Origin of the sequence: Lysobacter stagni (assembly GCF_030053425.1) — a bacterium.
In the GTDB taxonomy this organism is placed as follows: domain Bacteria; phylum Pseudomonadota; class Gammaproteobacteria; order Xanthomonadales; family Xanthomonadaceae; genus Lysobacter_J; species Lysobacter_J stagni.
This window is the reverse complement of the sequence record NZ_JASGBI010000001.1, coordinates 771,609-791,062: the sequence shown is the minus strand read 5'-3', so window position 1 is coordinate 791,062 and position 19,454 is coordinate 771,609. Positions and strand designations below refer to the sequence as shown.

General features: G+C 65.9%; 10 protein-coding genes. 5 read left to right on the top strand and 5 right to left on the bottom strand.

Annotated elements, in window-relative coordinates:
* Positions 1–93: 93 nt before the first annotated feature.
* From QLQ15_RS03510 to QLQ15_RS03500, 3 genes are read left to right on the top strand one after another with little or no spacing between them, the layout of a single operon-like run.
* A complete protein-coding gene (locus QLQ15_RS03510; RefSeq protein ID WP_283211465.1) occupies positions 94–5,607 on the top strand; it encodes a HAMP domain-containing protein in 5,514 nt (1,837 codons plus the stop codon).
* Positions 5,592–7,319, top strand: a complete 1,728-nt coding sequence (locus tag QLQ15_RS03505; protein ID WP_283211464.1) for a response regulator — start codon at positions 5,592–5,594, stop codon at positions 7,317–7,319. Before QLQ15_RS03510 ends, QLQ15_RS03505 begins: the two co-directional genes overlap by 16 nt.
* A complete protein-coding gene (locus QLQ15_RS03500) occupies positions 7,316–7,984 on the top strand; it encodes a sensor histidine kinase (protein ID WP_283211463.1) in 669 nt (222 codons plus the stop codon). Before QLQ15_RS03505 ends, QLQ15_RS03500 begins: the two co-directional genes overlap by 4 nt.
* An 11-nt stretch (positions 7,985–7,995) precedes the next feature.
* Here QLQ15_RS03500 and QLQ15_RS03495 read toward each other — a convergent pair whose 3' ends face one another.
* Positions 7,996–8,760, bottom strand: a complete 765-nt coding sequence (locus QLQ15_RS03495; RefSeq protein ID WP_283211462.1) for an alpha/beta hydrolase family protein — start codon at positions 8,758–8,760, stop codon at positions 7,996–7,998.
* A gap of 546 nt (positions 8,761–9,306) precedes the next feature.
* Between QLQ15_RS03495 and QLQ15_RS03490 the strand changes: the two genes are divergently transcribed.
* Both QLQ15_RS03490 and QLQ15_RS03485 read left to right on the top strand, forming a co-directional pair.
* Entirely contained in the window at positions 9,307–14,517 is a 5,211-nt protein-coding gene (locus QLQ15_RS03490) for an RHS repeat protein (protein ID WP_283211461.1), read from the top strand.
* Positions 14,493–15,461 (top strand): RHS repeat-associated core domain-containing protein, encoded by a 969-nt coding sequence (locus QLQ15_RS03485; protein ID WP_283211460.1) that lies wholly within the window; start codon positions 14,493–14,495, stop codon positions 15,459–15,461. The genes QLQ15_RS03490 and QLQ15_RS03485 overlap by 25 nt, the downstream gene beginning before the upstream one ends.
* A gap of 441 nt (positions 15,462–15,902) precedes the next feature.
* Here QLQ15_RS03485 and QLQ15_RS03480 read toward each other — a convergent pair whose 3' ends face one another.
* The 4 genes from QLQ15_RS03480 to QLQ15_RS03465 all read right to left on the bottom strand — a co-directional run bounded on the left by QLQ15_RS03480 (position 15,903) and on the right by QLQ15_RS03465 (position 19,400).
* Positions 15,903–16,247 (bottom strand): hypothetical protein, encoded by a 345-nt coding sequence (locus QLQ15_RS03480; RefSeq protein ID WP_283211459.1) that lies wholly within the window; start codon positions 16,245–16,247, stop codon positions 15,903–15,905.
* A gap of 29 nt (positions 16,248–16,276) precedes the next feature.
* Positions 16,277–16,987 (bottom strand): RNA polymerase sigma factor, encoded by a 711-nt coding sequence (locus QLQ15_RS03475; protein ID WP_283211458.1) that lies wholly within the window; start codon positions 16,985–16,987, stop codon positions 16,277–16,279.
* Between the two features lie 108 nt (positions 16,988–17,095).
* A complete protein-coding gene (locus QLQ15_RS03470; RefSeq protein WP_283211457.1) occupies positions 17,096–17,998 on the bottom strand; it encodes a DUF2950 domain-containing protein in 903 nt (300 codons plus the stop codon).
* A gap of 13 nt (positions 17,999–18,011) precedes the next feature.
* Entirely contained in the window at positions 18,012–19,400 is a 1,389-nt protein-coding gene (locus QLQ15_RS03465; RefSeq protein ID WP_283211456.1) for a DUF3300 domain-containing protein, read from the bottom strand.
* Positions 19,401–19,454 lie beyond the last annotated feature (54 nt).

Genomic DNA, 19,454 nt, shown 5'->3' with positions numbered 1-19,454 from the left:
CGTCTCGCCAAGCGCCGTGAACATTCCGTCACCGCTCGTGAGATAACCTCCGAAAATTTTCCGCATCACGAAGATGGCACTGGGGGGTGTCGGGTGACGACAGCGATCAAGCCGCGTGGAGTATCTGCACAGGGCAAGGCAGCCAAGAAGGTCACAAAGGCCACAAAGGCCGCGAAGGCGCCGGCGTCGCGCACGCCGCGCGCACCGGAAGAACCGCTGGACGTGCTGATCGGTGCCATGGATGCGGTCCTGGCCGGCGACTTCTCGGTGAAGCTTCCACTGAACTGGGAAGGACGCGAAGGCCGCCTCGCCCAGGTCCTCAACGACATCGTCATCCAGAACCGCCGTCTCGCCGCGGAACTGTCGCGCGTGGGCGATGCAGTGGGTCGCGAAGGCCAGACGCGCCAGCGCATGGTGCCGGCCAACCGTCAGGGTGAATGGGCCGGCATGGAACGCTCGGTCAACGCACTCATCGACGATCTCGTGCGCCCGGTGGAAGCGATGTCCGAAGCCATCGCCGGTGTGGCCAAGGGCGACCTCACGCGCACCGTTCCACTGGAAGCCGACGGCCGCCCGCTCAAGGGCGAGTTCCTGCGTTCGGCCACCATCGTCAATCGCATGATCGACCAGATGGGCGAGTTCAGCTCCGAGGTAACGCGCGTCGCGCTGGAGGTGGGCACCGCCGGACGCCTGGGCGGCCAGGCGAAGGTAAAGGGCGTGTCGGGCGTGTGGAAGGACCTCACCGACTCGGTCAACCAGATGGCCAACAACCTGACCGCGCAGGTGCGAAACATCGCGGACGTGACCATCGCCGTGGCCAACGGCGACCTGTCGCGCAAGATCACCGTGGACGTGCGCGGCGAGATCCTGCAGCTGAAGGAAGCCATCAACACGATGGTGGACCAGCTGCGCGGTTTCGCCTCGGAAGTGACGCGCGTGGCGCGCGAAGTGGGCACCGAGGGCAAGCTCGGCGGCCAGGCCATCGTGCCCGGCGTGGCCGGCACGTGGAAGGACCTGACCGACTCGGTCAACGCGATGGCGTCCAACCTGACCTCGCAGGTGCGCAACATCGCCGAGGTGACCACGGCCGTGGCGCGCGGCGACCTGTCGCGCAAGATCACCGTGGACGTGCGCGGCGAGATCCGCGAACTCAAGGACACCATCAACACGATGGTGGACCAGCTCAACGGCTTCGCGTCGGAAGTGACGCGCGTGGCGCGCGAAGTGGGCACCGAAGGACGACTGGGCGGCCAGGCACAGGTGCCGGGCGTCGCCGGCACGTGGAAGGACCTCACCGACAACGTCAACTCGATGGCGTCCAACCTGACGCTGCAGATGCGCAACATCGCCGAGGTGACCACCGCGGTGGCCAAGGGCGACCTGTCACGCAAGATCACCGTGGACGTGCGCGGCGAGATCCTCGAACTGAAGGACACCATCAACACGATGGTGGATCAGCTCAACGGCTTCGCCGCCGAAGTGACGCGCGTGGCGCGCGAAGTGGGCACCGAAGGCCGCCTCGGCGGCCAGGCGCAGGTGCCGGGCGTCGCCGGTACATGGAAGGACCTGACCGACTCGGTCAACGCGATGGCGTCCAACCTCACCGCGCAGGTGCGCAACATCGCCGAAGTGACCACCGCGGTCGCGAAGGGCGACCTTTCGCGCAAGATCACCGTGGACGTGAAGGGCGAGATCCTGCAGCTGAAGGAAACCATCAACACGATGGTGGACCAGCTCAACGGTTTCGCCGCGGAAGTGACGCGCGTGGCGCGCGAAGTGGGTACCGAAGGCAAACTCGGCGGCCAGGCACAGGTGCCGGGCGTCGCCGGCACGTGGAAGGACCTCACCGACAACGTCAACTCGATGGCGTCCAACCTGACCGCGCAGGTGCGCAACATCGCCGAAGTCACCACCGCGGTGGCCAAGGGCGACCTGTCGCGCAAGATCGCCGTGGACGTGAAGGGCGAGATCCTGCAGCTGAAGGAAACCATCAACACGATGGTGGACCAGCTCAACGGCTTCGCCGCCGAGGTGACACGCGTGGCGCGCGAAGTGGGCACCGAAGGCAAGCTCGGCGGCCAGGCGCAGGTGCCGGGCGTGACGGGCGCCTGGAAGGACCTCACCGACAACGTCAACTCGATGGCATCCAACCTCACCACGCAGGTGCGCAACATCGCCGAAGTGGCGACGTCGGTCGCCAAGGGCGATCTCTCGCGCAAGATCGCGGTGGGCGCGGAAGGCGAAATCCTGCAGCTGAAGGAAACCATCAACACGATGGTGGACCAGCTCAACGGTTTCGCCGCGGAAGTGACGCGCGTGGCGCGCGAAGTGGGCACGGAGGGCAAGCTCGGCGGACAGGCACGCGTGCCCGGCGTGGCCGGCACGTGGAAGGACCTCACCGACAACGTCAACTCGATGGCGTCCAACCTCACCACGCAGGTGCGCGGCATCGCGGCGGTGGTGACCGCGGTCGCCAACGGCGACCTGCACAAGAAGCTGACGGTGGAAGCCAAGGGCGAGGTCGCCGAACTGGCCGACACCATCAACGCCATGACCAACACGCTGGCGATCTTCGCCGACCAGGTGACGACCGTCGCGCGCGAGGTGGGCGTGGAAGGACGCCTGGGCGGCCAGGCCAAGGTGCCGGGCACCACCGGCATCTGGAAGGACCTGACCGCCAACGTGAACCAGCTCGCAGCCAACCTGACCAACCAGGTGCGCGCGATCGCGGAAGTGGCCACCGCGGTGACGCAGGGCGACCTGACGCGCTCGATCCAGGTGGACGTGCGCGGCGAAGTGTCCGACCTCAAGGACAACATCAACGCGATGATCGCCAACCTGCGCGCGACGACCGAGTCGAACCGCGAGCAGGACTGGCTGAAGACCAACCTGGCCAAGTTCGGTTCGATGATGCAGGGTCAGCGCGATCTGCTCACGCTCGGACGGATGCTGCTGTCGGAACTGGCGCCGCTGGTCGATGCACAACAGGGCGTGATGTACATCGTCGAGGAGCGCGCCGACGGTGGCGAGCCGCGCCTGCGCCAGCTGGCCGGTTACGCCGACGCCACGCCGGACCACCGCACCATAGGCTTCGGTGAAGGACTGGTCGGCCAGTGCGCCGCACAGGCCCGGCTGATCCTGCTGGAGAACATGGACACGCACGAGGTCCGCATCCAGTCCGGCCTGCTGCAGGCCGTGCCGCGCAGCGTGATCGTGCTGCCGGTGCTGTTCGAGGACCAGGTGAAGGCGGTGATCGAGCTCGCCTCGCTGCACGATTTCACGCCCTCGCAGCGCGCCTTCCTGGAGCAGTTGTCCGGTTCCATCGGCATCGTGCTCAACACCATCCAGGCCACCATGCGCACCGAGCACCTGCTGGTGCAGTCGCAGCAGCTGGCCGGCGAACTGCAGACCCAGCAGAACGAACTGCAGCAGACCAACGAGGAGATCGCGCTGAAGGCCTCGTTGCTGGCCGCGCAGAAGTCCGAGGTGGAACAGAAGAACCAGCAGATCGAGCAGGCGCGTCGCGCATTGGAAGAGAAGGCGGCCGAACTGGCGCAGACCTCGCGCTACAAGTCCGAGTTCCTGGCCAACATGTCGCACGAGCTGCGCACGCCGCTCAACAGCATCCTCATCCTGAGCCAGCAGCTGGCCGAGAACCCGGACGACAACCTCAGCGAGCGCCAGGTCGAGTACGGCAAGACCATCCACGCCGCCGGCACGGATCTGCTGCACCTCATCAGCGACATCCTGGACCTGTCGAAGATCGAGTCGGGCACGGTCACCATCGACATCGAAACGATCAATTTCGCCCATCTGCGCGAGAACCTGGAGCGCGGCTTCCGCCACGAGGCCGAGCGCCGGCACCTGGAGTTCGGCGTGGACTTCTCGCCCGAACTCGGTCCGACGCTGCGTTCGGATCCCAAGCGTCTGCAGCAGATCCTCAAGAACCTGCTGTCCAACGCATTCAAGTTCACCGAGCACGGCAGCGTCCGGTTGCGCGCGCGTCCGGCCACGCGTGGCTGGAGCGAGGACCATCCGGTGCTCTCGCGCGCGCCGGTGGTGGTCGCCATCGATGTGGTGGACACCGGCATCGGCATCTCGCCGGACAAACAGCGCATCGTGTTCGAAGCGTTCCAGCAGGCCGATGCCGGCACCGCGCGCAAGTACGGCGGCACCGGCCTGGGCCTGGCCATCAGCCGCGAGATCGCGGGCCTGCTCGGCGGCGAGCTCAAGCTGGCAAGCGCCGAAGGCGAGGGCAGCACGTTCACTCTGTACCTTCCGCTCAACTACGTGGGCTCGGGCGATGAGCGCAATCACGTGCGCGATTCCAATCGCGTGCGGGTCGAGCTGCCCATGCCGGTCGAGCATGTCGCGGTCGCCGATACCGCCGGCCGCGAGGAACTGGAAGACGACCGCGACTACCTGAGTCCGGACGCGCCGACGCTGCTGATCGTGGAGGACGACGCGCACTACGCGGCGGTGCTGCGCGACCTGGCCCGCTCGCGCGGCTTCCAGGTGTTGCTGGCCGGACGCGGCGACGAAGCACTACGGCTGGTGCGCGAGTACCGGCCGACCGCGGTCACGCTCGACATCTTCCTGCCCGACATGCTGGGCTGGACGGTGCTTGCGCGACTCAAGCAGGACGCCGCCACGCGCCATATCCCGGTGCAGATCGTCACCGTGGAGGAAAGCCGCCACCACAGCATCGAGCGCGGCGCGTTCTCGTACCTGGCCAAGCCCTCGTCGTCGGAAACCATCGGCGATGCGCTGGAACGCATCAAGACCTACACCATGCCGCGCGTGAAGCGCCTGCTGGTGGTGGAGGACGATGCCAACGAGCGCGTCAGCATCGTCGAACTGCTGCGCCACGACGACATCGTCATCGACACGGTCGGCTCCGGCGAAGAGGCGCTGGACGCGCTGGGCGATGGCCGCTACGACTGCGCCGTGCTGGACCTGCGGTTGCCGGACATGAGTGGATTCGACCTGCTCGATCGCATCCACACCGATCAACGCCTGCGCGACGTGCCCATCGTGGTGTTCACCGGCAAGGACCTGAGCGTGGAGGAGGACGAGCGCCTGCGTCGCGTGGCCAAGAGCGTGGTGCTCAAGGGCGTGGAGTCGCCCGAGCGCCTGCTGGATGAGACCGCATTGTTCCTGCATCGCGTGATCGGCGACCTGCCGCCGGCCAAGCAGCGCATGGTGCGCAGCCTGCACGAGTCCGACGAAGGCCTGCGCGGCAAGAACGTGCTGGTGGTGGACGACGACGTGCGCAACATCTTCGCGCTGTCCAGCGTGCTCGAACGCCACGGCATGAACGTGCACACCGCCGGCAACGGCCGCGAGGCGATCTCGAAGGTCGGCGACATGCCCGAGCTCGACCTGGTGCTGATGGACATCATGATGCCCGGCATGGACGGCTACGACACGATGCGCGAGATCCGCGCACGCCAGGACCGCCGCACGTTGCCCATCGTCGCTCTCACCGCGAAGGCGATGAAGGGCGATCGCGAGAAATGCCTGGAAGCCGGCGCCACCGATTACCTGGCCAAGCCGGTGGTCACCGACCAGCTTTTGGGAGTCCTGCGGCAATGGCTCCAGCGCTGAACGACATCGCGGCCGCGAATGCGGTCGTGCCGGTGAAGATCCTGCTGGTCGACGACCAGCCGGGCCGCCTGCTGACGTACCGCACCATCCTGGAGCCGCTCGGCGAGGAGCTGGTGGACGCGCGTTCCGGTCTGGAAGCGCTGAAGCTGCTGATGGAGGACGAGTACGCCGTCATCCTGCTCGACGTGAACATGCCGGGCATGGACGGCTTCGAGACCGCCACGCTGATCCACCAGCATCCGCGTTTCGAGAACACGCCGATCATCTTCGTCACCGCGGTCAACATCAGCGACCTGGACCGCCTGCGCGGTTACAAGCTGGGCGCGGTGGACTACGTGATGGTGCCGGTGATTCCGGAGATCATGCGCACCAAGGTCTCGGTGCTGGCCGAACTGCACCGCAAGCGCCGCGAGCTGGAAACGCTCAATGCGACCCTGCAGGCGGCGCACAACACGTTGCAGCAGGAGAAGGCGCGCGAGCTGGAACGCCTGAACGCCTCGCTGCGCGAGGCCAACGCCAAACTGGAGCTGCGCAACCGCGAGCTGCAGGCCGAGAACCGCGAACGCGTGCGCGCCGAAGCGCGCCTGCGCGAGGCCGACCAGCGCAAGGACGAGTTCCTCGCCACGCTCGCGCACGAACTGCGCAATCCACTGGCGCCCTTGCAGAACGCGCTGGCCGTGCGACGCCTGCGTGAACCGGGCGACGAAGACCCGCTGCTGGCGATGATGGAACGCCAGCTGTCGCTGCTGGTGCGCATGATCGACGACCTGCTCGACATCGCGCGCATCACCCGCGGCAAGCTCACGTTGCGTCGCGGTGCGACGACGCTGCAGGAGGTGGTGTCGGCCGCCGTCGACACCGCGCGCCCGTTGATCGAGGAAGGCAGTCACGCGCTCGAGCTGCGCCTGCCCGACGAGCCCATTGCGCTGGATGCCGACCACGCGCGCCTGGCGCAGGTCTTCGCCAACCTGCTCAACAACGCGGCCAAGTACTCCGACCCGGGCGGACGCATCGAGCTGGGTGCGACGCTGGACGGCGATACCGTGCAGCTGTGGGTGTCCGATGCGGGCATCGGCCTTGCGCCGGATCAGCTGGCGATGGTCTTCGAGATGTTCCGCCAGGTGGATACCACGGTGGAGCGTTCGCGCGGTGGCCTGGGTATCGGCCTCACGCTGGTGCAGCGGCTGGTGGAGATGCACGGCGGCGCCATCGAAGTGCACAGCGACGGACTGGGGCAGGGGTGCACGTTCCGCATCCGGCTGCCCGCCGGCGATCAGCCCGCGCCTGCACGCGTGGAGGCAGTGCCCCTTGCGGCCGGAACCGACACCGCGCGACGCGTGCTGGTGGTCGACGACAACCGCGATTCGGCCGACACGCTGGCGATGATGCTGCGTCTGCTGGGCCACGAAGCGCTGCCCGTATACGACCCGACCCTGGTCGAATCGCAGGTGGCGCAGTTCGCACCGGAGATCGTGTTCCTCGACCTGGGCATGCCGGGACGCAGCGGCTACGACGTCGCGCGTGCGCTGCGCGACCAGAACGGCGAACGACTGGTCATCGTGGCCGTGACCGGCTGGGGCCAGCCGGAAGACCGCGAGCGCACCGTCCTGGCCGGTTTCGATCATCATCTGGTCAAGCCGCCGGACATCCAGGTCGTTACCGAGATATGCCGCCGGGGCACGCACCCCTTCGCCGAGGATCTGATCCCATGAGTGGCAACAGCCCCGCGTGGATGAGCAAATGGGCACACGACCTGCGCGGGCCGCTCGCGCCGATACAGTCGGCCCTGTTCCTGCTGCGCCATGGCAGCGCGGAAGGCGGCGAGCGCGATGAACTGTTCGATCTGGTCGATCGGCAGATCCGTCGCCTCACCGGAATGATCGACGAGATCGGCGACTGGGTGCGCGCCGACCAGGGGCGTCTGCTCACGCGACGTGGCCCGATCGACCTGGCGCTGTTGATCGAGGCCAGCCGCGGCATCGGTGCGGCCGCCGTCGACGTGCGCTACATCGACGGCGCGGACAACGTCAGCCTGGAAGGCGATGCCTCGCGCCTTGCGAGCCTGCTGACGACATTCTTCTGGCTGGTATCCACCTCACCCGAAGAAGCCGCCACGCCGAGCGCCGCCACCGTGCAGGTCGCCGACGGACGCGTGCGCCTGCGTGGCCGGTTGAACCCCGCCATGCTCGCCGGCAGCAGCGTCGACAATCTCTTCAGCGAGCCGCAACCCGCACCGATGGGCGACGGACTGGGCCTGCGCCTGCTCATCGCCCACGCGGTCGCAACCGGCCATGGCGGCGAGCTGCGCGTGCAGTCGCGCGAAGGCGGCGCCGCCGATGTGGAGCTGGATCTGCCGGTGGTGCCGACGAAGGACTAGCGGACCCGGCGCTAAGTCATCAGCGTGGAAACGAGCCATTCGCACAGCACCGCGTGCGCAACGCTGGCAGGGTCCAGATACTCCATGTGCCCCATGCCTTCGATCTCCACGTGCTCCACGGCATCGCCATGTTCGATGGCGGCCTCGGCGTAGCGACGCGATAACCGCGCGGGCAGGGCCGGGTCATCGCTGCCGTGCATCACCAGCTGGCGCACGCCCAGCGGCAGCAGACGCATCGGCGAGGTCTCGTCATAGCGCGAGGGCACTTCAGTCGGCGTGCCCCCCAGGAGGGCATGCACGGCGCTGTTCCCTGCATCCAGCGCGTGCGCCGCATCCAGGTCGACCACGCCGGCGAGCGAGGCCGCGGCGAAGGGCGTGACACGCCGCGTGGAGAACGCATGACCTGGCACGCGCCGCCGCGCACTCGCGCACAGCGCGAGGTGCCCGCCCGCCGAATGCCCGACCACGGCGACACGTTGAAGATCGATGGACGCGCCGTCGCCTGCGATCGTGGCGAGGTGATCGATGGCGCGGGCGACATCCTCCAGCGTGCCCGGCCAGCCACCGCCTTCCGCGCCCACGCGGCGGTACTCGACGTTCCACACCGCGAACCCGCGTTGCACCAGATCCTGCGCGACAGGTGTCATCTCGTCGCGTCCATACGGCATGCGCCAGAACCCGCCGTGCAACAGGACCACCACCGGCGCATCGCTCGCTGAACTCGCATGGAAGTCGCCGACCTGGTCTGCGGAAGGGCCGTAGTGCAGTGTGCGCATGGCTGGCATGACTGTTGGAACTGGGGCCACGCTGCGGCATCCGCGATGTGGAATCAATCCGGACAAGGCCGTGCCGCCCTTCGCCGAACACAGGCGCGAACTGCGACGTAGATCGCAAAATCGGTCCGGCGAAGATGAGGGGCGCCTATTGACATGGCGGCTCCGCCGCCCTTAGAACTTTGCGCGGGGAAATGCCGTACCGCAACGGTACGAAGCAACAAGTCGGGGGACAGGATGATCTCTTCGCACGCTCGTTTGATGCATTGGATGCACGCCTTCCGGGGCGTACCTCGAGATACCGGACACACCTGAGCTTCGCTGAGTCGCACCCGGGCGGCGCCGCATTCGCATGCGGCCCGACGCGCGTGTGCACGTCACTCCAGCGGCGCGCGTGTGCGTATCGCGTGCCGCATTCCAGGCAATTCGACGGGGATGGATCCTATGGTCTGCCGCTCTTCGGTGCAGTCTGCCTTTCGACTCCGCAAGCACATCTGGGCCCCCACGGCGCTCATTGCCGTATGCGCGGTCGCCTTCTGCGGCAACGCGATGGCGGCGACCGTCGCGCCCAATCAGCAGTACAAGAACTACCTGACCAAGGCGCGATCCATCACGCCGCTCACCGAGTTCGGCGATCAGATCAGTCTTCGCGACGGATCGGTGTCGTTCAAGGCGACGGACATCGAGGTGCCAGGCATCGGACCGACCATCCGGATCACTCGCACGACCGGTGTCCAGGACGGGCGCGGCATGGAGTTCTCGTCAGGCAATCGGATGTCCGCGTGGGAGTTGTCCATCCCCCGGATCAAGACAATCACTGCCGACGGAAGCAACTTCGGTCGAGCGCCGCAGGATGAAACCAGCCCACGTGGCTGGCAGGTCGATGCCGTTGACAAGAATGCCCGGTGCACGAGCTTCACGCGCCCAGGCGACGTGACCTACAGCGGACACTCGGTCGAATTCTTCGCCGACGACTGGTGGTCTGGCTATCAGCTGGTAGACGACTCCGGTGCGGAGCACAAGCTCATGCATCGTGCGGCCGGCATGCCGAGTCAGTCGCAATACCGCATAGGCACGAGTGACAACTGGGTAATCGAGTGTCTGCCGTCCACCGCAAACGGTGAGCCCGGCGAAAGCTTCCTGGCCACGTCCCCGGATGGCACCCGTTACTGGTTCAACTACCTCGTCTATCAGCCCTATGACAACATCGCCATGGGCTTTCCGGACATGCCGCCGAAGGGCTACACGCTCACCTTCACCTTGTTTCGCCAGGCCGCTTCGATGCTGGTCACGCGCGTTGAGGACCGGCACGGAAACTGGCTCTCGTACGCGTATGACGCCGGCAAGATCAGTTCGATCACCGCGAGCGATGGGCGACAGGTCAGTTTCACCCACGGCGGGAGCGGAGGCATCTCGGCCATTACGGTGGGTACAGGCGGGCTGTCCCGTACATGGGGCTATGCGTACTCCGCCGAGGGCCTGTCTCAAGTGACTCTGCCAGACGGCTCCTCATGGCGGTACGAGGGACCCTTCGGCATCAACTTCTTCGACAACTACTCCTTCGACACCTGCCAACAGCTCCATTACACGGAGCCGTCGGAGTTGCGTCAGGTGAAGGTGACATCTCCGTCTGGAGCAGAGGTCAACTACTACTTCCAGAAGAAGGTTTTCGGTCGCTCCTACGTCCAGAAGCATTGCGGTGGAGACCGCTTCGAGGGCGAAGGCAGCTACGCGATGAACCCGAAGCTCTACATGGGGATGGCAATCACCTCGAAGACCATCACCGGTCCGGGGCTGCCCGCGCAGACCTGGTACTACGCGTACTCAGCCCCCAACGGAAGCTATTCCGACGAGTGCGCGTCGGGGTGTGCGAGCCAGGTATGGACCGACGTGGTCGATCCGCAGACTGAGAGGACCCGCAGCTACTTCAGCAACCGCTACGACCAGACGGAGAACAAGCTCCTCCGGGAGGAGGTGTACGCGACGAACGGTGCACTGGTTCGCGCGAGTGATTACCTCTACGCGACGACGCCTTGGAACGGGCCCAATCCGTACCCATGGCCGCTGTTCGTGGGCTCGACTCCGGATACCCGAGGCAATTACGAATCCGAGTGGCGCTGGACGCCGCTCTCCGGCAAGACCATCACGCAGGATGGCACCACCTTCGCGCGCACCACGACTGCGTTCGATGCGTGGTCCCGACCCATCGATGTCGTCAGATCAAGTTCACTCGGTTACAGCCGGACCGAGCGCACCGCCTACAGTGACAACCTCAGTCGCTGGGTGATCGGTCAGACCGCATCGACCACGTGCATCGCACCGGCGGAATGCGCTGGGATGGTGATGTCGCGCACCGACTACGACGCAACCACGGCGATGCCGCTGGCGAACTACGCCTTCGGCCGACTGCAGGAAACGTTGACCTATCACGGCAACGGCATGCTGGCGTCGGTCAAGGACGGCAACAATAACGTCACGGCGTTGTCGAACTGGAAGCGAGGCCTGCCGCAGACGATCCAGTTCCCGCCGACGCAGGAATCGCCGGGTGGAGCGACGATGTCGGCGATTGTCGACGATCTCGGCCAAATTACCCGTACGACGGACGAGGCCGGCTTCTCGACCGACTACACCTACGACCTGATGGGTCGCCTTGCCAGCGTGGTGTACCCAACGGGCGACGACGTCGCATGGAACTCCACCACGCAGGTCTTCGCGTCGGTGGCAAGCCCGGAATATGGCATCGCGGCCGGGCATTGGCGCCAGACGGTCAGCACGGGCAATGCGCGCAAGATCACCTATTACGACGCCTTCTGGCGTCCGTTGCTCACACAGGAGTTCGACGCGGCAAACCAGGCGGCGACGCAGCGCTTCCAGCGCTTCGCATACGACACGGATGGCAGGACCGTGTTCGCGTCTTACCTGGGGGGCACCGACAATCTAACGAGCGGCGCGTGGACCGAGTACGACCCGATCGGCCGGACGACGTCGGTATCGCAGGACAGCGAGCAGGGGCTGCTGACCACGACCACGCAGTACCCGTCGGGTGGGCGCGTCAGTGTCACCAACGCACGCAACTTCACCACCGTGACCGACTTCCAGGCGTTCGATGAGCCGTCGTACGACAAGCCGGTTGCCATCCAGCATCCGGAAGGCACGTACACGGACATCGTGCGTGATGTCCTGGGCAAGACGAAGACGCTGACGCGGCGCAATGCGGACGGCAGCGTGCGCGTGGACCGCAAGTACGTCTACCAGGCTGATCAGCTGCTGTGCAAATCGATCGAGCCTGAAACCGGTGTGACGGTCTTCGGCTATGACGGGGCCGGCAGTCTGACGCAGTCTGCCGCCGGCCTTCAGCTCAGCGACCTGCAGTCGTGCAACCAGGCCGAGGCCTGGGCATCCGGTCGCGCGGTGGGACGCACCTACGACGCACGCGGTCGCCTGAAGACGCTCACCTTCCCGGACGGCAATGGCAACCAGGCATGGACCTATACGCCGGACGGACAGGCCGACACCATCATCACGCAGAACAGCGGCACGCAGGCGACCAATGTCTACACCTACAACAAGCGCCGCCAGCTGAAGCAGGAAAGCATCCAGCAACCGGGCCTGTACGCCTGGAGCCTCGGGTACGGCTACGACACCAACGGTGTGTTGTCGCAGATCACCTACCCGCAGAACCTCACGGTCGATTACGCGCCCAATGCGCTGGGCCAGGCCACGCGCGCGGGCACGTACGCCGCCAATGTCAGCTACTACCCGAACGGCGGAATCAAACAGTTCACGTACGGCAACGGCATCGTCCATTCGATGCAGCAGAACGCCCGCCAGCTGCCGGCGCAGGTAGCCGATGGTGCGATCCTCAACCACACCTACAGCTATGACAGGAACGGCAACGTCGCGCAGATCCTGGACGGCGTGGTCGCCAACGCCAACCGGGCGATGACCTATGACGGCCTGGACCGCCTGACATCGGCGACATCATCGGCCTTTGGCGGCAACGGGCAGGCGACCTTCACCTACGACGCGCTCGACAACTTGAAGACGTCGAAGCTGGCGGGGGTGCGTGAGTTCAATTACTGGTACGACACCTACAACCGCCTCACCAACATCCGCACCGATGCGGGCGCCACCACCATTGGCCTGGCGTACGACGTGCAGGGCAACCTGCGCGACAAGAACGGACAGCTGTTCCAGTTCGACTACGGCAATCGCCTGCGTGAGGCGACGGGTAAGGAAACTTACCGGTACGACGGCTACGGTCGGCGCATCCAGTCCACGGACCCGAATCTCGGCGCCACCGGAAACCTCTTCTCGATGTACGGTCAGGACGGCGTGCTGCGCTATCAGGAAGACCAGCGCCGCTCCACGCGCTATCACTACATCATGCTGGCCGGCAGTCTGGTAGCGAAGCAGAAGACCGTGCTGGCACCGGCGGCGCCCGTGCTGAGCGTCCCGACCTACAGCGCCACCGGCAGCTACACCGTGAGTTGGAGCAGCGTGAGCGGTGTCACGCAGTACGAGCTGCAGGAAGCCGTGAACGGCGGTGCGTGGCAGAACGCGTACGCCGGTGTCGCCACCACGTTCAACGTTTCGGGAAAGTCCGGTGGCAACTACAGCTACCAGGTGCGCGCGTGCAACGGCGCTGCGTGCAGTGGGTGGAGCGGGCAGGCGGTCGTCGGCGTAGAGCTGCCCCCGAGCGCAACGCCCACGCTGACGGCGCCGTCGCAGGCACCCAACGGCGACTACACCGTGAGCTGGACATCCGTGAGCGGCGTCACCCGCTACGTGCTGGAGGAAAACGCCAACGCCGCGGGGTGGATAACCGTACAGGACGGTGCCGGCATCGCACGCACCTACTCGGCGAAGGCGGCCGGCAGCTACGCCTACCGCGCGAAGGCCTGCAACCCGGCCGGTTGCGGCCCCGTGTCGAACACGGCGACGGTCAACGTCTACTACGCGCCGGGTGGCGCGCCCTCCGTGTCATCGCCGGCATCGAATGCGAACGGAAGCTATACCGTCAGCTGGACGACGGTCGCCGGCGCCACCTCGTACCGCATCGAGGAAAGTGCCAACGGCGGCGCATGGACCCAGCTGCAGGAACTGACCACAACCAGCCTTGCGATCAACGGCCGCGGATCAGGGAGCTATGGCTACCGCGTGCGCGCCTGCAACGGTGCGGGCTGCGGCGGGTACTCGGCTACGGCGACGACGTCCGTCCTGTTGCCGCCTACCGGCGTGCCCTCGATCAGCGTGCCCGGTTCCAGCGGTAACGGCAGCTACACCGTCAGCTGGTCCGGTGTGGCAGGTGCCACGAGCTATCAGCTCGAAGAGCAGGTGAACGGCGGCGGCTGGACGCTGATCCAGAACGACGGCAACACCAGTCGAGCGATCGGCGGCAAGGGCAACGGCAGTTACGGTTACCACGTGCGCGCGTGCAATGCGTCGGGTTGCGCAGGGTGGAGCGGAACGGCAACGGTGACAGTCTCACTGCCACCGCCTATCCCCCCCGCGCCAGCCAACCTGGTCGGTACCGTCGAGTGGGACAACGAGTTCAGACCTCCGGCAAAGGATACCCAGCTGGTCTGGAGTACCTCGCCGGGCGCGACGTACTACGAGCTGTCAGTGGGTACCACGACCATCTTGTACTCAGGGCCGGGCACCTTCTGGGCGGATTCGGTGAGGGCGACGCGGAGCTTCTACGTACGCGCCTGCAACGCTGCGGGCTGCTCAGCATGGACGGGGCCGACGACGCTATGAGCACGAAAATGATCCGGACAAGGTTCGCCGTACTCATGTCGTCGCTGCTCGCGCTGGGCATGACGCTGGCATCCCAGAGCGCCAGCGCTCAGGTCGTGACGGTGGAGTACATCCATACCGATGCGCTTGGGTCGCCCGTCGCAGTGACGGACCAGTCGGGCGGTGTGATTGAGCGGACGGTCTACGAACCTTACGGGCGGGTTGTAGGCAGCCAAGCCCAGGACGGGCCGGGCTATACCGGGCACGTTCTCGATGCGGCCACGGGTCTGAACTACATGCAGCAGAGATACTATGACCCCGGCATCGGCACAACGCTAAGCGTAGATCCCGTCACGGCTTACGAGCAGCCGATGACGAATTTCTGTAGATACTGCTATGCGCGGAACAATCCCTACAAGTTCGCTGATCCAGACGGGCGTGATGCTATTCCTGTTGTGTTCCCTGACTACAAGATCACGGTCGGACCACTTAAGGTTTCAGGACTTGGCCATGCGGGAGTGCTCGTTATTAACAACAAGACTGGGCACACCAGGTACTACGAGTACGGTCGATATGACAAGGATGGCAAGGGTGTCGTTAGGACTTTCCGCATTTCAAACGTAACCATGGGCAAGGACGGCAGGCCAACTCAGCAATCGCTGCAGAGGGTCCTTCGACAAATATCGGACAGGGCTGGCCACGGGGGCGCCATACAAGGCGCATATGTGAGGAATGACAACGACGCTGCTATGCGAGGTTATGCCGAGGGGCGGATGGCAAGGAACTCTGACTCGAAGCGCGAAAGCTACTCGTTGACGTCAAACAACTGTGCAACATTCGCAACAGGCGTCGTGCATGCGGGTGACTCATCATTCAATAGCTCTGCGTCTATTCCAACGAGCGCCGTTGACGATTGGCAGGATGGTCATGATGAGATCACTTATAGTCCTCCTACGAAAAAGTAATAGAGCGCTCTGCCTTTCGCTCGCTGTGGTCGCTGGCTGTAGTGTTCCCTCCAGTCCGGCGCGGCCAAGCTCTGTTCCTGCGGGTGCGGAATGGATTGGTGGCGAGGATGGCGGCGTGTGGGTCAAATGCAGCCAGATGGCCTTCAATGTTCTGAGGTGCGAAGTCCATGCAGAGGATGGTGCTTCGGTCCTACAAACCGGGAACTATCAGTCTCGAGAGGCGTTGAAACCGTCCGACCTTGTTGCGTTTGATGGAACGACCTTGATCACACGGCATGAAGCGCTGAACTACAAGCCATAGCTGGCGTAGGCGATTCATACTTCAATGATGCGGAGCCCGTAACGTTCTCCAAGACTTGGTTCCATAACCTTCTCCGAAGTTGAGGGACATAACACGTCGTGGGTGGCTATGGCGCCCACCATCATTCGATGCTGGCACCCTCACGCCCCCAACACCCCCGCCACCAACGTCAAGAACCCAATCACCGCCACACTGGCATGAATGAACACCACCGCCTTCGGCGGCAGCTTGCGGCGCAGGTGCAGCGAGGCGAGGTAGAAGCCGCCGAGTGCGGCCAGTGCGAACAGGCATAGCGCGGCGGTGGCGCTGGCGGGGCCGATGCCGTTCACCACGACCCACAGCAGCAGGCCGATGCCGGTGGCGCCCAGTGCGGCGTGCAGCAATGAGACCGCCCACGGGGCGAAGCGACCGCGCAACACGTGCGCGGCGAGGACCAGGCCGCCCAGGGCGGCGATGGCGAACACAAACAATGCGATCTTCAACATGACGGACTCCGTGGTGGATGGCGCGGGCTTCAGTCCTGCGATGGCGAGGACCGCGTCGCGATGCGTCGCATCACGGTGTCGGTCATCCGTTCGCAGCGCGAGCCGAGGAAGGGAAAGGCGTCGTCCAGCATCGACGCCAGGGTGTCCTGCAACGACGCACGCAACAGGCGGCGCGCGCGGTGCAGTCGGGTCTTGACGGTTTCGGGGCGCAGCTCCAGCGCCTGCGCGGTTTCCTCCACGCTGCACTCCTCGATCTCGCGCAGCACGAACACCAGGCGGAAGCCTTCGGGCAGTTCGTCGATGGCGTCCTCGAGCAGGTGGCGCACCTGTTCGCGCGCGAGCGTGGCACCGGGGTCCGCGTGCGAAGACGCCAACGGGAACGCGACGATGCGCCCGGCGTCGAGCTGCGCGGTTTCGAGTTCCTCCACCTCCACGGTGGGGCGGTCGCGTCGCTGCCGGCCGTGCGCTTCGTTGAGCACGATGCGCGTGAGCCATGTCGCCAGTGAAGCCTCGCCGCGGAAGCTGGCGAACTTCTCGAATGCGTCCACGTACGCCTCCTGCACCACGTCTTCGGCTTCGGCATCGCTGTGCACCACGCCGCGCGCGACGCGGAACAGGCGCTGGTTGCAACGCTTCATGACGTGGCGGAACGCCTCGCGGTCGCCGCCGCGCACGCGCGCCGCCAGGCCGGCGTCGTCCAGAGCCAGGTAATCGATCGCGAGTGTGCCGTGGACGGCCATGAGCGTTCCTCCCTGATCATTGGATGCACCAGTGTCCGGGAGGTTCCCGCGCAAGGGCAGGGTGCGCCGATGCGCGGGCTGAATGGCCCGCGCCCGTGGCCGCGGATGTCAGGGCGAGACCGCTGCCGTGCTGGCCGCGTCGACTTCCTTCCAGCTGCTGTCGGGATCGAAGGCGGCCATCGCCTCGGCCTGCTTCGCGCCGTCCGGACCGAGGTCTTTCTCGAACACTTCGCCCTCGTGGCTGATCATGAAGCTCATCACGCCGCTGTCGCCGTACTTCGCAGGCCAGGCGACGAGCGCGAAGCCACGATTCATGTGCCCGCCGATCAGATAGCTGTAGGCGCCGCCGGGCGCCGACGGACCCTGCGCGTCGAGGATGCGGTAGTGGTAGCCGTGCCATTCGCCCTGCGGCGTGTCGTCGCCGAACAGCGGGCCGAGCGGGCTTTCCTCGCTGCCGTCCGCGTCGTCCCAGTACAGGCCGTCGTGCTTGCCGTCGGTGCTGACGAACTTCCGCGCGTACTCGAGGATGCCGTCACCGTTGCGGTCCTTCGTGGCGTAGTCGGTCTGCGCATCGTGATAGGCCAGCACGGCCTGCTCGGTCGCACGTTCATTGCGGCCGATGCGTCGTGCGCGGATTTCCGGCTCGCCCGCCTTGAGGTCGAACGCCCAGCCGCTGGCGCCCTTCACCAGCGGCACCGGCAGCGTCCACGCATCGTTGCCGACGCTGAGCATCGAATGCGTGGCGTCGGCCCGCTGGTACCAGTGCTTCTCGCGATAGCGGGCGAGGAAGGCGTCGACGTCTTCGCGCTCGATGCTGCCGCGCGGAATGTACTGCTCCCATTGCGGGCCCAACACGGCGGCCAGGCGCGTGGCATCGGCCTGCTTCGTGCCCAGTGCGGCGATGAGTGCGTCGCCGGCGGCATCGGGCGTGGGGAACGACTGCTGCGCCGACGCCGGCAGCGCGATGAGCGCGAGGCAGAGGACGGCAAGGTGGCGGACGTTGGCGGTCATGGTCCTCTCCTGCTCAACGACGACGACCGCCGCCGCGCGACGGTGGACGCGACGGACGCGACATCTGACGACCGCCGCCGCGCGAACTGGACGGACGCTGCGACGACGAGAAACTGCTGTGGCCGCGTCCCGCGTCGGCGCGCGACTGGCCGGGATTGCGCGCACCCGCGAAGGCGTTGTTGCCCTGTCCCCGCTGTGCGGTGGAGGCGCGATCGCGCGCACCTTGCTGGGCCCGCGCGTTCGACAGGTTCTGGTTCGCCGCCTGCTGGCGCGCACGCGGCTGCTGGTTGAAATCGCGCGAGGCCTGGCCGGCGCGATCGCGTGCTTCGCGGTTGCTCGTCGCGGGCGATTCGAAGCCGCGGTTCTGCATGGCCTGGCGGGCATTGTCGCGTTCGGCCGTGCGCGCGCCGTCGCGTCCGCGGTAGGCGTCGCGCTGGCCCTTGCCGTCGAGCTGACGGCCGAACTGCTCGCGGCTCTTGCTGTCGCGGTAGGGCACGCCGTCGCGGTTGGCGGCGTTGTGCTGCCACTTGCCGTCGCGGCTGATCTGATCCCGGTTGACGTTGCGCTCGCGATTGGTGTTCCGGTTGAACTCGTTATAGCGGTTCACGTCGATGTCGACGTCGCCGCCCCACCAGTTGCAGTTGCCCCACAGCGCGCCGCCGACGGCCACGCCCACACCGAAGCTGAAGAGCGCCGCGCCGGGGTAGTAATACGCCGGCGGCGGGTAGTAGTACGGCGGATATGACGGATACGCCCAGCTGCCGTAGACCACGCTGGGGTTGTAGCTGGGTACGTACACCACTTCCGGATTGGCCGGCTCGATGACGATGGTCTGCGTGCCGGCCGGCACGGTCGTCGTCGTCGCCGTCGTGCCCGACGGCGGTGCCGACTGCTTGCTCACCTTCTGCTGTTCGTTCGATTTCAGGTTGCCGGCGGCATCGGCCTGGCGACGCAGTCGCTGCACCGATTCCATCACCGCATCGGGCTGCGCGAGGAAGGCATCGCCCATGCGCTGCACCCACTTCGGATCCTGGCCGAGCACCGCGAGCAACTGCGGGAACGCGACCAGCGACTGCACGCTGGGGTCCCACGTCTCGTTGGCCACCTGGTTCACTGCGGCCTCGCCCTTGGCATCCTTGTGCGCCTTGGACCACTCGACCGCGTCGGCGACGTCGCCGGGGTAGGTGGAAGCCATCAGCACCTGGGCCAGCAGCGAATCCGGATACAGCGCGACGGGCGCCATCATCTGGTCGAGCTCTTCGCGACTGAACGACTCCGAGGAGGCCGTCAGGCCGGTGGACGCGGCGGGCGTCTTCGCCGCCGCTTGAGGCGCGGCGCACGCGCCGTCGAAGACTGCCAGCAGCAGCGCGGCCGTCAGCAGTTGGGGCACCAGGATGCGCATGGAATCCTCCGCTCACACGACGACGGAGCAATGTCCGCCGCCGCGATGCCGGCA

Excerpts from the sequence above, each read along its gene's own strand:
- QLQ15_RS03505 (WP_283211464.1), top strand. The coding sequence starts at position 5,592 with ATGGCTCCAGCGCTGAACGACATCGCGGCCGCGAATGCGGTCGTGCCG.
- QLQ15_RS03500 (WP_283211463.1), top strand. The coding sequence starts at position 7,316 with ATGAGTGGCAACAGCCCCGCGTGGATGAGCAAATGGGCACACGACCTG.
- QLQ15_RS03495 (WP_283211462.1), bottom strand. The coding sequence starts at position 8,760 with ATGCGCACACTGCACTACGGCCCTTCCGCAGACCAGGTCGGCGACTTC.
- QLQ15_RS03490 (WP_283211461.1), top strand. The coding sequence starts at position 9,307 with ATGGCGGCGACCGTCGCGCCCAATCAGCAGTACAAGAACTACCTGACC.
- QLQ15_RS03485 (WP_283211460.1), top strand. The coding sequence starts at position 14,493 with ATGGACGGGGCCGACGACGCTATGAGCACGAAAATGATCCGGACAAGG.
- QLQ15_RS03480 (WP_283211459.1), bottom strand. The coding sequence starts at position 16,247 with ATGTTGAAGATCGCATTGTTTGTGTTCGCCATCGCCGCCCTGGGCGGC.
- QLQ15_RS03475 (WP_283211458.1), bottom strand. The coding sequence starts at position 16,987 with ATGGCCGTCCACGGCACACTCGCGATCGATTACCTGGCTCTGGACGAC.
- QLQ15_RS03470 (WP_283211457.1), bottom strand. The coding sequence starts at position 17,998 with ATGACCGCCAACGTCCGCCACCTTGCCGTCCTCTGCCTCGCGCTCATC.
- QLQ15_RS03465 (WP_283211456.1), bottom strand. The coding sequence starts at position 19,400 with ATGCGCATCCTGGTGCCCCAACTGCTGACGGCCGCGCTGCTGCTGGCA.